This window comes from Streptomyces bottropensis ATCC 25435, assembly GCF_000383595.1.
Classification (GTDB): domain Bacteria; phylum Actinomycetota; class Actinomycetes; order Streptomycetales; family Streptomycetaceae; genus Streptomyces; species Streptomyces bottropensis.
The window spans coordinates 6,535,883-6,549,157 of the sequence record NZ_KB911581.1 but is presented as its reverse complement, the minus strand read 5'-3'; the positions used below and the strand labels follow the sequence as shown (position 1 = coordinate 6,549,157).

Genomic DNA, 13,275 nt, shown 5'->3' with positions numbered 1-13,275 from the left:
GCATCGCCGCCGCCGCAGCCGTCGCGGACCCGGACCACCCACCCCGCATCCGCACCCGCGACGACCTCGACGACGGCGACACCCACCGTCCCGTACTTCCCGTACTAGAAGACCGGCGTACCGTTCCGCGTCAGCTTCCAGTCCACCGACGCGAACGCCGCCGGGTCGATCGACCCCTTCGCCTTCACCCACGCGATCATCGTGTTACGGATCTCGTCCGAGTTCGACCACACCATCTTCGCCGCGGCGACATGCGGGAAGTTGCCGCCGCCGTTGGCCCGGTAGTTGTTCACCGCGAACACGAACTGCCGGTCGTCCGCCAGCGCCGCACCCTCGAACCGCACGTTCGACACGCGCGACCCCGCCGGCTTCGCGATGTCGATCTCGTACGACAGACCACTCACCGCGTCGTAGTTGTAGTCCGGCGTCCCGTTCGCGTTCGTCAGCTTCGCCGGATCGATCACCGCGTCCGCCGCCGTCTGCACGAAGTAGTTCGCCGAGAACTCCAGATACGCCTTCATCTGCGCACCCGTCATCAGACGCGCCTCCAGCGTGTTCTCGAAGACGTACAGACCCGCCACATCCCGGATCGTGACGTTCCCCGCCGGAATCACCGCACTCCGCGAGAACGCCGCCGCCTGCGACAACACCGGCAGCGACGCGTACTCGGTCGAGGCGAGCGCCTGCTTCACCGTGTCCGCCTGGATGTGGTTGATCAGATCGATGATCGCCACATCCTTGTACGGCGCCTCCACCGACGTCATCTCCGCCGCGTTCGTCCCGATGATCTGGTTGACGTACGCCACGACCTCCTTGTGCTCGTCCACGAGCATCGACACGATCTTCGGGTCCTCCTCCACCGTGTTGGAGTTGAGAACCTGCGCGCCGACCTTCTCCAGCTTCCAGGAGCCCTTGCTCCACACCATCTCGAAGTCGAACAGCGTCAGCCGCTGCCCCCACTTCAACGGCTCCGACAGCACGACCTGCTTGCCGGTCTCCTTGTTGGTGACGAAGTACTCCGGGATCTCCGTGTGCGCGTGCCCCACCAGGATCGCGTCGATCCCCGGCACCTGCTCGGCCACCAGCCCGGCCGCGTTCTCGATGTACGGCAGCTGATCACCGTACGACGACGTCCCCGACGACCCGCTGTGCGCCGACACGATGACGACGTCCGCACCCATCGACCGCAGCTTCGGCACCCACTTCGCCGCCTGCTCCTCCAGACCCGGGAACGTCATCTTCCCCTGCACATTGGCCTTGTCCCAGATCGCGATACCCGGGTTCGTCAGCCCCAGCACCGCCACCTTCACATCCGGCCCGTGCGGCGTACGCATCCGGTGCATGCTGTACGGCGGGAACGCCGGCAGCAGGGTCTTGGCGTCCAGCGCGTTCGCACCCAGCAGCGGGAAACGACACTGCTTCTGGAACTTGCGCAGCACCGGGATGCCGTAGTTGAACTCGTGGTTGCCCAGCGCCGCCGCGTCGTAGTCCATCGCGTTCATCGCCTGCGCCATCGGATGCACCGGACCACCCTTGGCGGTGATCGGGTCCACCTTCGCGTAGTAGTACGACAGTTGCGTGCCCTGGATGGTGTCGCCCGCGTCGATGAGCAGCGTGTTCCGACGGCCCTTCTCCTTGCGGATCCGGTTCACCAGCGTGGAGATCTTCGCCAGACCGACGTCGTTGTGCGCCTTGTCGTCGAACTCCTTGTCCGTGAAGTAGTCCCAGTTGAAGACGTTGCCGTGCAGGTCGGTCGTCCCCATCACGGTGAAGCTGTACCGGTCGGTGTCCTTCTTCCGGCCGGTGGCCTTCGCCTCCGCCGCCTGCGCGCTCGGAGCCATGGCCGAACCGGCGATGGCAACGCCCGCACCGGTCACGGCCGACTTCTTCAGAAACTTCCGGCGGTTCAAGGGCATCTCGGGTACTCCTCGGAGGAACGGGCGGATCTCAACGCGCGTAGACCATGGGCGACGCAACACAACCCAAAGGTGACGACGCGCGTAGATTCTGACCCGCACCACCCCCCACGCAACAGACCCCACAGGTTGCGATCTGGTGACCTGCGCACCCCTGCCACCAGGCCATCGGTGACAGAGTGGGGCGTATGACCACCAGTGCAGAGGAAGCCGCACCCGCAGCCGTCCCCTACGGCACCCCCGACGCACCCCGCATCGCCGTCCGCGGCGAAGCCCGCCTCGAAGTCGACCCCGAGATAGCCCGCATCACAGTCACCGTCCTCGCCCGCGGCAAGGACCGGCGCGCCGCCCTCGACGACCTCACCCGCCGCAACACCACCGTCCTCGACCTCGTCAAAACCTACGGCCAAGCCGTCGAACGACTGGAGACCGGCGCCTTCTCCCTCACCCCCGAACTCAAGGAGAAAGGCCGAGGCGAACGCATCCAGGCCTACCACGGCCGCGTCCACATCACCGCCGACCTGACCGACTTCACCGCCCTCGGCGAACTCACCACCCGCCTCGCCGACCTCGACCTCACCCGCGTCGACGGCCCCTGGTGGTCCCTCCGCCCCGACTCACCCGCCCACAAACAGGCCAGACAACAGGCAGTGAAAGAAGCCGTACAGCGCGCCCGCGAATACGCCGAAGCCCTCGGCACCACCCTCGCCGCCCTGGTCGAACTCGCCGACATCGGCGCCGAAGCCCCCCAACCCCTCCGCCCCGCAGCCCCCGGCGGCCTCATGCGCTCCGCCCGAGCCAAGAGCGCCGACGACACCGACGCCCCACCCCTCGACCTCGAACCCCAACGCCAACACGTCTACGCACAGGTCAACGCACGCTTCACCATGCAGCCCCCACGACTGTGACCTGACACCCGGGACACCCCGGCCCCCACCCGGCCGGGGCCCCTTCAGATTCTGATGACTACTTGTCAAATACCCCTCACCCGAAGGCCGTTGAGTAGTCAACCCCCACCACCTCGCTACCGGCCGGTAAGCCCTAGGCTCGCACCATGCGCCGAGCAAAGATCGTCTGCACCCTCGGGCCCGCCACCGACTCGTACGACCAGATCAAGGCACTGGTCCAGGCCGGCACGGACATCGCCCGCTTCAACCTCAGCCACGGCGACCACGCCGAACACGACGAGCGCTACCAGCACGTCCGCAAGGCCGCCGACGAGACCGGCCGCAGCGTCGGCACCCTCGCCGACCTTCAAGGCCCGAAGATCCGCCTCGGCCGCTTCACCGAAGGCCCCGTACTCCTCGAACGCGGCGACACCTTCACCATCAGCGTCGAGGACGGCGCGACCGGGAACAGCGAAGGCTGCGGCACCACCCACGCCGGCCTCGCCACCGACCTCACCCCCGGCGAACACATCCTCGTCGACGACGGCAAAGTCACCCTCGAAGTCACCGCGGTCGACGGCCCCCGCGTCCGCACCAAGGTCATCGAGGGCGGGATCGTCTCCGACCACAAGGGCCTCAACCTGCCCGGAGTCGCCGTCTCGGTCCCCGCCCTGTCGGACAAGGACGAGGAAGACCTCCGCTGGGCCCTGCGCACCGGCTTCGACATCATCGCCCTGTCCTTCGTCCGCTCCGGCCGGGACATCGAACGCGTCCACCAGATCATGGACGAGGAGGGCCGCCGCCTCCCCGTCATCGCCAAGATCGAGAAACCACAGGCGGTGGCCGCCATCGAGGAGATCGTCGCGGCCTTCGACGGCATCATGGTCGCGCGCGGCGACCTCGGCGTCGAAATGCCCCTGGAACAGGTCCCCCTGATCCAAAAGCGCCTTGTCAAGCTCGCCAAACGCAACGCCAAGCCGGTCATCGTCGCCACCCAGATGCTCGACTCGATGATCCACCACTCCCGGCCCACCCGCGCCGAGGTCAGCGACGTCGCCAACGCCGTCCTCGACGGCACGGACGCGGTGATGCTGTCCGGCGAGACGAGCGTCGGCAAGTACCCGGTGGAGACGGTCCGCACGATGAGCCGCATCGTCGCGGCGGCGGAGTCGGAGCTGCCGGCGAAGGGCCTGCCACCCCTCACCGAGCACAACAAACCCCGCACCCAGGGCGGCGCCATGGCCCGCGCCGCCGCCGAACTCGGCGACTTCCTCGACGCCAGGTTCCTGGTCGCCTTCAGCCAGTCCGGCGACACCGCCCGCCGCCTCTCCCGCTACCGCTCGCCCATCCCGCTCCTGGCCTTCACCCCGGACCCGGCGACGCGCTCTCAGCTGAGCGTGACGTGGGGCGTGGAGACCTACCTCGGGCCCCGGGTCGACTCCACGGACGCGATGGTCGACCAGGTGGACGAACTGCTGCTCAGGTACGGCCGCTGCGGGAAGGGGGACGTGGTGGTGATCACGGCGGGCTCACCGCCGGGGGTGGCGGGCACGACGAACATGGTGCGGGTGCACCGCATCGGGGAGGGCGGCGGTTCGAAGTAGGGGGTCAGTATTTGGGGCCTACGTGGGTGTCCATGAGGGCGACGGAGGCTTTGCGGGCGATGGAGACGTTGCGGGCGTTCGCAAGTTTCCAATCGACGCCCACTCGGTCCAGCGTGTCCGTGAAGAGCCGGATGATGTCGCCCGACATGTTGGTGAAGAAGTAACGGGGGTATTCATAGCGCTTGCGCTCACCGCCGACCAGGCGGGTCGTCCAGTTGGTGATGCGGCAGCCGTCGGAGTGGATGAGGCCGCGGATGAAGTCCCAGGGGTGGTTGCCGACGATGGCCTGCTGCCAGGGGTCGAGAGCGATGGCGCGCTCATGCTTCTTGCCGGGGCCGTGCTGGGGGAAGAGGAGGGGCCAGTGTCGGGAGTAGCTGGTGACCATCGTGCAGCCCTCCCTCTGGAGGAGGTAGACACCGGTACCGGGGCGTACGTTCGTGATGGCCTCGCGGCACTGTTCCATGAGACCGGGCCATGCGTCGGCGCAGGCGATGCGTAGGTAGTAGCCACTGCGGGGGTGGGCGCTGATGCAGCCGTCGCCCAGGTAGAGGCCCAGCAGATAGGAGTACGCGCCATCATCCGCTGGTGGGCCTGGATCGGTGGGCGCCATGCGAGGCAGGGGTTCCAGGCGTTGTTGCCAGGCGCGGATGGCGGCTCGGGAGATGCCCGTTTCCTGGCTCACGGAGTTGAGGCTGCGCCCCTGAACGACCAACATGAGTGCTCGCTTGCGTGTGCTGATGTCGTACATGCGGCCACTCTGTGTTACTCGCCGCGTCCGCATGCAGCAGAAAGCGGACGTTCACGAGAACGTGAACATCCGCTTCTGAATGGTGACCTTGGAATCAAAGGAAAAGTGCCCCGAGTCGGACTCGAACCGACACTGTATGGGTTTTGAATCCATTGCCTGCTGCCAATTGGGCTACCGGGGCTCGTGAATCGAAGGTTTACCTCGACCCGCTGCCTGACCACCATATCGCAGCTAGGTACCCTCATGTCAGCAGTACCTGCCCCGGACAAGGAGCCCCCCGTGACCGCCCCCGAGTCGCCCCAGCCCGTCGCCGACGACGATGACAAGTCGCATGTGCCTCCGCTGACGACCCGTGTCGTCATCGCCGAGGACGAGGCCTTGATCCGTCTCGACCTGAAGGAGATGCTCGAAGAGGAGGGCTACTCCGTCGTGGGCGAGGCCGGTGACGGGGAGCAGGCCATCGAGCTGGCCCGGGAGCATCAGCCGGATCTCGTGATCCTGGACGTGAAGATGCCCAAGATGGATGGCATCTCCGCCGCCGAGAAGATCGCCGAGGAGGGCATCGCGCCCGTTCTGATGCTGACCGCCTTCTCGCAGCGTGACCTTGTCGAGCGGGCCCGGGACGCCGGTGCGATGGCGTATCTGGTGAAGCCGTTCAGCAAGAGTGACGTCGTGCCGGCGATCGAGATGGCCGTGTCGCGGTTCACGGAACTGAAGGAGCTGGAGAAGGAGGTCGCCGACCTCACCCTCCGCCTGGAGACGCGCAAGCTGGTGGACCGGGCGAAGTCGATTCTGCAGACGGCGTACGGGCTGACGGAGCCGGCCGCGTTCCGGTGGATCCAGAAGACGTCGATGGACCGCCGGATGTCGATGCAGCAGGTCGCGGAGGCGGTCATCCAGGACGCCGATGAGAAGAAGGCCGCGAAGGGCTGATCCCCGCGCCGTACGCGGGCTGTACGACGAGGCCCGCACCCCCTGACGGAAAGGGGGTGCGGGCCTCGTCGTGTGCGGCGGGAGGTCAGTCCTCGCCGAGGTAGGCCTTGCGGACCGACTCGTCGTGCAGCAGGTCGGAGCCCGTGCCGGAGAGGACGACCTTGCCGATCTCCATGACGTGGCCCTGGTCGGCGAGGGAGAGCGCGGCCTGCGCGTTCTGTTCGACGAGCAGGATCGTGGTGCCCTGGGACTTCAGTTCGGCGATGGTCGCCATGATCTTCTGCATCATGATCGGCGAGAGGCCCATGGAGGGTTCGTCGAGCATGAGCAGCTTGGGCTGGGACATGAGCGCGCGGCCCATGGCCAGCATCTGCTGCTCGCCGCCGGAGAGGGTGCCGGCGGCCTGCTTGCGGCGCTCTCCCAGGATGGGGAAGAGGTCGTAGGCGCGCTGGATGTCCTTCTCGATGCCGGGCTTGTCGCTGCGCAGGAAGGCGCCGAGGCGGAGGTTGTCCTCGATGGTCATGCGCGGGAAGATGTGCCGCCCCTCGGGGGAGTGGGCGAGTCCGAGCGCGACGATGTCGTGCGCGGGGACCTTCTTGAGCGATTTGCCGTTGAACTTGATCTGGCCGCCGACGGGCTTGAGGAGGCCCGAGAGGGTGCGCAGGGTGGTGGTCTTGCCGGCGCCGTTGGTGCCGATGAGGGTGACGACTTCGCCGGCGTCGACCTTGAAGGAGATGCCCTTGACGGCTTCGATCTTGCCGTAGGCGACCCGGAGGTCCTCTACTTCGAGCAGTGCGGTCATCGGTCGTTCTCCTTGCCGGGCACGGTGTCCGTCGTGGGCTCGGCGTTCGCTTCGGCGGCTTCGACCTCGGCGACCTCGTCCTGGCCGGGTGCGTCCTCGAAGGGTTCGCCGAGGTAGGCGGCGACGACGCGCTCGTCGCCCTGCACGGTGGCGCTGTCGCCCTCGACGAGTTTTTCGCCCTGGACGAGGACGGCGACGCGGTCGCAGAGGTTGAAGATGAACCGCATGTCGTGCTCGATGACGAGGACGGCGATGCCCTGGTCGCGGATGGCGAACACCAGTTCTTCGGTGGTTCGCGTCTCCTGGGGGTTCATGCCGGCGGTGGGCTCGTCGAGGAGGAGCAGGCCGGGCTCGCTGGCGAGGGCGCGCGCGATCTCGAGCTTGCGCTGTTCGCCGTAGGGCAGGTTGCGGGCGAGGTGTTCGGCCTTGGCGTCGAGGCCGACGAACTCCAGGAGTTCCATGGCGCGTTCGCGGGAGGCCTTCTCGGCCTTGTGGAAGCCGGGGCCGCGCAGGAGGGCGGACCAGAGGCCTTCCTTGGTGCGGGTGTGGCGTCCTACGAGCACGTTCTCCAGGACCGTCATGTTGGCGAACAGACGGATGTTCTGGAAGGTGCGGGCGATGCCGGCCGCGGTGACCTTGAAGGACTTGGGCGGCAGGACCTGGCCCTTGTAGCGGACTTCGCCCTCGGTGGGGATGTAGAGGCCGGTGAGGCAGTTGAAGAAGGTCGTCTTGCCGGCGCCGTTGGGGCCGATCAGTCCGACGATCTCGCCGCTGTTGACGGTGAGGTTGACGTTGCGTACGGCGGTGAGGCCGCCGAAGCGCATGGTGACGCCGCGGGCGTCGAGGACGGTCTCGCCGGCGGCGCTGGAGCCGGGGGCGGTGTCCTTGGTGGTGGTGTCGGTAGTCATGGTGGTCAGGCCCCTGCCTTGCTGAGCACTGCGGGCGCTTCGGCCTCTTCGTGGAATTCGAGCTGGCGGCGCCGGTTGGGGATGAGGCCCTCCGGGCGGAAGCGCATCAGGAGGACGAGCGCGAGTCCGAAGGCGAAGAGCTGGTAGTCGTCCAGGAACTGGAGCTTGGACGGGATGAGGTAGAGCAGTGCGGCGCCGACGAGCGGGCCGCTGATGGTGCCCATGCCGCCGAGGACGACCGCGGCGAGGAGGAAGGCCGAGTTGGGCGGGACGACCGCGGCGAACTGGTACTGCTCGGGTGTCACGGTGTAGGTGACGTGGGCCTGGACCGTGCCGGCGAGGCCGGCGAGGGCGGCGCCGAGGGCGAAGGCGATGAGCTTGACGCGGAAGCCGTTGATGCCCATGGCGAGGGCGGCGGTCTCGTCCTCGCGGATGGCGATCCAGGCGCGGCCGATGCGGGAGTCGCTGCTGCGCCGGAAGACGACGACCACGACCAGCGTGATGAGGAGCATCAGCAGGAAGTAGTTGGCGAAGCGGGCGATGGTGAAGCCGAGGAAGGTGTGTTCCTGGCCGAAGTCGAACCCGAGGATGTTGAGGTTCGGGATCGAGGAGATGCCGTTGGAGCCGTTGGTGATGTCGGGGCCGGAGGTGCCGTCCATGTTGAGGACGGTGATCCGGAAGATCTCACCGAAGCCGAGCGTCACGATGGCGAGGTAGTCGCCGCGCAGGCGCAGGGTGGGGGCGCCGATGATGACGCCGAAGATCATGGCGACGGCGGCGCCGAGGATGGCGGAGGCCCAGAACGGCAGGTGGATGTCGAAGGGGGAGGAGGGGGAGCCGGAGACCATGGCCGCGGTGTAGGCGCCGACGCCGAGGAAGGCGACGTATCCGAGGTCGAGGAGGCCGGCGAGGCCGACGACGATGTTGAGGCCGAGGGCGACGGTGGCGAAGATCAGGATGTAGACGCCGATCGTCGCGTACTGGTCGTCGGACTGGGTGAAGGGGAAGGCGGCGGCCGCGACGAACGCGCCGATCATCGTCACGTTGCGGTGCTTGGCGGTGAGCGCCGAGATCCGGCCCACGAGGCCGGCCTTGGCGGCTGCGCCGAAGCCGAAGCCGGCGGTGATGAGGAAGCCGATGAACAGTTCGTCGTACTCGGTGCCGATGCCGTAGGTGAAGACGGTGAGGCCGAGGGCGAGTGCGGCGACGATGATCAGGATCTCGGCGTACGCGGGCAGCTGGCGCGCGGGGGTGGCGGTGCCGGAGGCGAAGGCCCCCTTGACGACGGTCCGCTGTTGGCGGGCCTTGTGGCGGAACTGGTCCCAGCCGGTGTCGTCGGGGTCGCCGGGCTCGGTCTCCGGTCGTGCGTAGGGCAGGGAGAGGGCGCCGAGGAGGGCCACGAGGGTCGCGATGCCCGCGATCCAGCCGCCGGGTTCCAGGTTGACGACGCCGCCGAGCTTGGTGCTGATCGCGATGATCGTGTACCAGGCGGTGGCGAAGGCGCCGAGTGCGGCCAGTTTGAGGGCGCTGTCGGCGCCCGCGGGGGTCAGCCAGCGCAGGCCCTTGATGCCGTAGGAGGACAGGCCGAGGAGGGTGGTGAGGGCGCCGCCGATGAGGACGAGGACCTGGAGGCCGCCGGGGTAGCCGTAGACGGTGAGGTCGCCGGGGAAGGCGGAGGTCCACGTCCAGGCCATGAAGGTGGAGACGATGGCGAGGGCTCCGCCGCCGGTGGCGAGGGCGCGGCCGAGGTGCGGGGGGATGCCCACGAGGCGGGTCGGGGTGCCGGCGGCGGTGGTCTCGCCGGTGGCCAGGGGTGCGGTGGTCTGTGTGGTCATCGGTGTCACGCCCTGTCCGACACGCGCTCGCCGAGCAGGCCCTGTGGCCTGACGAGGAGGACGAGGATGAGGAGTACGAACGCCCAGACGTTGGCCCAGGACTGGCTGCCGAACTGGTCCATGCCGGGGATGTCGGAGATGTAGGCGGTGGAGAGGGCTTCGGCGACGCCGAGGACCAGGCCGCCGAGCATGGCGCCGTAGATGTTGCCGATGCCGCCGAGGACGGCCGCGGTGAACGCCTTCAGGCCGAGGATGAAGCCCATGCGGAACTGGACCTCGCCGTACTTGAGGCCGTAGGCGACGGAGCCGACGGCGGCGAAGGCGGCGCCGAGGGCGAAGGCGACCACGATGATGCGGTCGGTGTTGATGCCCATGAGCTTGGCGGTGTCGGGGTCCTGCGCGGTGGCCTGCATGCCGCGGCCGGTGCGGGTCTTCATCACGAAGTAGGCGAGGATCGCCATGCTGATGGGGGCGGCGAGCAGCAGGAAGATGTCACCGGTCTGGATGGTGACGCTGCCGATCTCGAAGGGGCCGCCCTCGATCTGGGGGAAGGTGATCGCGGACCGGGCGTTGGGGTACCAGGCCCATACCGCCTGCTGGAGGGCGAGGGAGAGGCCGATGGCGGTGATGAGGGGCGCGAGGCGTGGTGCTGTGCGCAGGGGGCGGTAGGCGAATCGTTCGGCGCCGACCGCGACGAGCACGGCGACGAGTACGCCGCCTATGAGCATGAGGGGCAGCGCCACCCACATGGACGTGCCGTCGGGCAGCACGTACAGGTACATGGTGAGGGCGCCGAATCCGCCCACCATGAAGATCTCACCGTGGGCGAAGTTGATGAGCTGGACGATGCCATAGACCATCGTGTAGCCGATGGCGACCAGCCCGTACATGGATCCCAGTAGCAGGCCGTTGACCAGCTGCTGCGGCAGTTCGTTCACCGCATGTCCTCCGAGACTTCGGATATATCGAGGGATGTTGACCGGATGCGAGTCCGCGCGGGGCGCCAGTGGTGCGGCGCCCCGCGCGGCTCAGGGATGGGTGTGGGTGAGGGTCAGCCGGAGTAGGTGCCGGACTTGACGGCCTTCCACTCGCCGCCCTCGACGGCGTAGACGGTGAGCTGCTTGTTGGTGGCGTCGCCGTACTCGTCGAAGGAGACCTTGCCGGTCACGCCGTCGAAGGAGACGTTCTGCACGGCCTCGGTGACCTTGGCGCGGGCGTCGCTGGGGAGCTTGCCGTCGTTGTCCTCGACGACCTTCTTGACGGCCTCGATGATGGCCCAGGCCGAGTCGTAGGAGTAGCCGCCGTAGGCCTCGTAGGCCTCCTTGTAGCCCTCGGTCTTGTAGTTGGCGACGAACTCCTTGGCGGAGGCGAGTTCCTCGACGGGGGCGCCGACGGAGGTGGCGAGGTCGCCGGTGCCGCTGGCGCCGGCCAGCTTGATGAAGTCGGCGCTGTAGATGCCGTCACCGCCGACGACGGGGACCTTGGCGCCCGCGGCCTTGATCTGCTTGCTGAGCGGGCCGGCCTGGGGGTACTCGCCGCCGTAGTAGACGACGTCGGCGCCGGAGGACTTGACCTTGGTGGCGACCGCGGAGAAGTCCTTGGTCTCGGGGTCGATGTGCTCGGTGCCGACGACCTTGCCGCCGAGCTTCTTGAACTCCGCGGAGAAGGTGGCGGCCAGGCCGGCGCCGTAGGTCTTCTTGTCGTCGATGACGAAGACCTTCTTCTTCTTCGCGTCGTTGAAGACGTACTGCGCGGCGAACGGGCCCTGGATGGCGTCCGTGGTCGCGGTGCGGAAGTACGACTTGTACGGGCGGACCTTGCTCTTCTGCCAGTCCGGGCCCTGGGTCAGGGCCGGGTTGGTGTTGGCCGGGGAGACCTCGACGAGCTTGGCGTCGTCGAAGACCTTCTGCATGGACTCGGCGACGGACGAGTTCAGCGGGCCGACGACACCGAGGACGTTCTTGTCGGCGACGAGCTTGGTGGCGTTCTGCTGGCCCGAGGAGGGCTGCGCCTGGTCGTCGAGCGCCTCGATCTTGAAGGTGACGCCCTCGACGTACTTGTCCTTGTTGGCCGTCTTGGCGGCGAGGTCCACGGAGTTCTTGATGCCGAGGCCCAGCGCGGACAGATCACCGGTCAGCGGGGCGTCGACGCCGATGACGACAGTGGTGCCACTGCCGGTGTCCGAGCCGCCCTTGTCCTCGTCGCGCGAACCACAGGCGGTGAGAGTGAGTGCTCCCGCCGCCAGCGCGGCGGTGATGGCTATGAGCGAACGTTGACGCACGATCAGTCCTTTCCCTGGCACGGCCCTTCCTGTTTGAAAGGGGCCGAGTCGAGCGCTGGGCCGAAGACGTGACTTCGATTCCGGTGGCGCGGTGACTGGCCGTGACTCTAAGCGGGTGTAGGGAATGTGTAGGAGAGTCTGACCAAGGCTGTGACGCTCTTGTTATGACACGAGGTAATGCAGAGCGGTACTCAGTGGGTGGATGCGCGGAATTCGGACCGATTCGCCCTGTCCACATAGTGAGAACGTGCAGGGTCGACGCGGGTAGGTTCAGGAGTGTTCAACCTTTTGGTGCTGACGCGGAATCGTTGCTGCAGGCGACTTGGAGGGCGTCGGAGAGGTCCCGCGCGTAGCGCTCGCCCAGCATGAAACTGTGCGCTTCTATTGCACGCGTATTACGTAGAGTTACGTCCAGGAAAGGGAGCCCGGGGTTCTCGGGCGCTTTCCGGCATTCCGTGACGCGCATGGTGACGACGATCCTTCGGGGCCGGTCCGTCCCGATCCGTACCGGAGTGCGCGGATCCGTCCGCAGGGTGAGACCCGCGTAGGGCTGGGTCATCCGCTCGACGGTGACCGGGGGGCCGGACAGGACGCGCAACTCCACCTCGAAGCCGAACCTCGTGCGCGGGGACCCGGCGGGCTGGGTCACCCGGCCCAGATAGCTGACGCCGACCGCCTGGGAGGGGTAGGGCGGGGCCGCGGGCTCGGGCGGCGGGGCGGGCTCGGGGCGGGTGGCGTACAGGTAGCCGCCGCCCGTGAGCAGGGCGAGGGCCGTCGCCACCGTGAGCACGGCGCGGCGATGGCGGGCGTACGCCTGCGCGCCCCCGCGGGGAGGATCGGGCACGCCCGCGGCGTCCGCCTCGGAGCCGTCCCAGGTGCCCTCGCCCGGCTCGACGGGGCCGATCCCGCTCACCGCCAGGGTCCCCCGCCCGGCCCGCCCGAGCGGTACCACGTCTCGCAGTCCGTCCGGGCCCGCCGGCCGATCAGCCGGTCGGCGGCCCTCGGGCCCGTGCGCCGCCGCTCGGCCCGTGCCGCGTCCACGACCGCCCGCAGGATCTCGTACTGCCCGTTCGAGAGCCCCATGGACTGGTAGTCCCCGTAGGTGCCGCTGTCGAGCACCTGCCGCGACCAGTACGACACGATCTTCGCGCACAGTTCCTCGCGCGGGGTGGCCGACGGGGACGGCGAGCCGCCGCTCCGCGCGGACGCCGGTCCGCCCGTGGTGCCGGGCGCCGCGCACCCGGTGGCCAGGACGCCGGTCAGCACCGCGAGCCCGAGCGCCACGCGCGGCCAGGGTGCTCTTGCCGTTGCCATGCCCCGACGCTAGGGCCTGTGCGCCCTGCGGGACCAGAGGCGATAAC

General features: G+C 68.0%; 12 protein-coding genes and 1 tRNA gene. 3 read left to right on the top strand and 10 right to left on the bottom strand.

The window, feature by feature from the left end:
- Positions 1 to 104: 104 nt before the first annotated feature.
- Positions 105 to 1,916: a 5'-nucleotidase C-terminal domain-containing protein gene (locus STRBO_RS0129205; protein ID WP_020115233.1), complete on the bottom strand. Its 1,812-nt coding sequence runs from the start codon at positions 1,914 to 1,916 to the stop codon at positions 105 to 107.
- Positions 1,917 to 2,104: 188 nt separating this feature from the next.
- Between STRBO_RS0129205 and STRBO_RS0129200 the strand changes: the two genes are divergently transcribed.
- Together STRBO_RS0129200 and pyk are read left to right on the top strand one after the other, a co-directional pair.
- Positions 2,105 to 2,824 carry an SIMPL domain-containing protein gene (locus STRBO_RS0129200; RefSeq protein WP_005478071.1) on the top strand — a complete coding sequence of 240 codons (720 nt, stop codon included), beginning with the start codon at positions 2,105 to 2,107 and terminating at the stop codon, positions 2,822 to 2,824.
- Positions 2,825 to 2,970: 146 nt separating this feature from the next.
- The gene (gene pyk / locus STRBO_RS0129195; RefSeq protein ID WP_005478069.1) at positions 2,971 to 4,407 is read left to right on the top strand and encodes a pyruvate kinase; all 1,437 of its coding nucleotides are present in this window, start codon (positions 2,971 to 2,973) and stop codon (positions 4,405 to 4,407) included.
- A 4-nt stretch (positions 4,408 to 4,411) separates the two neighbouring features.
- Here pyk and STRBO_RS0129190 read toward each other — a convergent pair whose 3' ends face one another.
- Both STRBO_RS0129190 and STRBO_RS0129185 read right to left on the bottom strand, forming a co-directional pair.
- Positions 4,412 to 5,155 carry a helix-turn-helix domain-containing protein gene (locus STRBO_RS0129190; protein WP_020115232.1) on the bottom strand — a complete coding sequence of 248 codons (744 nt, stop codon included), beginning with the start codon at positions 5,153 to 5,155 and terminating at the stop codon, positions 4,412 to 4,414.
- A 106-nt stretch (positions 5,156 to 5,261) separates the two neighbouring features.
- Positions 5,262 to 5,336, bottom strand: a tRNA-Leu gene (locus STRBO_RS0129185).
- A gap of 98 nt (positions 5,337 to 5,434) precedes the next feature.
- On the opposite strand from STRBO_RS0129185, the gene STRBO_RS0129180 reads away from it, so the two are divergent.
- On the top strand, positions 5,435 to 6,088 hold the full coding sequence (locus STRBO_RS0129180) for an ANTAR domain-containing response regulator (protein ID WP_005478066.1): 654 nt from the start codon (positions 5,435 to 5,437) through the stop codon (positions 6,086 to 6,088).
- Between the two features lie 85 nt (positions 6,089 to 6,173).
- On the opposite strand, the gene STRBO_RS0129175 is transcribed toward STRBO_RS0129180, so the two are convergent.
- From STRBO_RS0129175 to STRBO_RS0129145, 7 genes are all read right to left on the bottom strand, one after another.
- Entirely contained in the window at positions 6,174 to 6,890 is a 717-nt protein-coding gene (locus STRBO_RS0129175) for an ABC transporter ATP-binding protein (RefSeq protein ID WP_005478065.1), read from the bottom strand.
- Complete coding sequence (locus STRBO_RS0129170) at positions 6,887 to 7,798, bottom strand: ABC transporter ATP-binding protein (RefSeq protein ID WP_005478064.1); 912 nt, start codon at positions 7,796 to 7,798, stop codon at positions 6,887 to 6,889. Before STRBO_RS0129170 ends, STRBO_RS0129175 begins: the two co-directional genes overlap by 4 nt.
- Positions 7,799 to 7,803: 5 nt before the next feature.
- Positions 7,804 to 9,633 (bottom strand): branched-chain amino acid ABC transporter permease, encoded by a 1,830-nt coding sequence (locus tag STRBO_RS0129165; protein WP_005478062.1) that lies wholly within the window; start codon positions 9,631 to 9,633, stop codon positions 7,804 to 7,806.
- Between the two features lie 5 nt (positions 9,634 to 9,638).
- On the bottom strand, positions 9,639 to 10,571 hold the full coding sequence (locus STRBO_RS0129160; protein WP_005478060.1) for a branched-chain amino acid ABC transporter permease: 933 nt from the start codon (positions 10,569 to 10,571) through the stop codon (positions 9,639 to 9,641).
- Positions 10,572 to 10,684: 113 nt separating this feature from the next.
- Positions 10,685 to 11,914 carry a branched-chain amino acid ABC transporter substrate-binding protein gene (locus STRBO_RS0129155; protein ID WP_005478058.1) on the bottom strand — a complete coding sequence of 410 codons (1,230 nt, stop codon included), beginning with the start codon at positions 11,912 to 11,914 and terminating at the stop codon, positions 10,685 to 10,687.
- 280 nt (positions 11,915 to 12,194) lie between these two features.
- Complete coding sequence (locus STRBO_RS0129150; RefSeq protein WP_028796904.1) at positions 12,195 to 12,827, bottom strand: hypothetical protein; 633 nt, start codon at positions 12,825 to 12,827, stop codon at positions 12,195 to 12,197.
- The gene (locus STRBO_RS0129145; protein WP_202498783.1) at positions 12,824 to 13,228 is read right to left on the bottom strand and encodes a hypothetical protein; all 405 of its coding nucleotides are present in this window, start codon (positions 13,226 to 13,228) and stop codon (positions 12,824 to 12,826) included. Before STRBO_RS0129145 ends, STRBO_RS0129150 begins: the two co-directional genes overlap by 4 nt.
- Between the last annotated feature and the right edge of the window lie 47 nt (positions 13,229 to 13,275).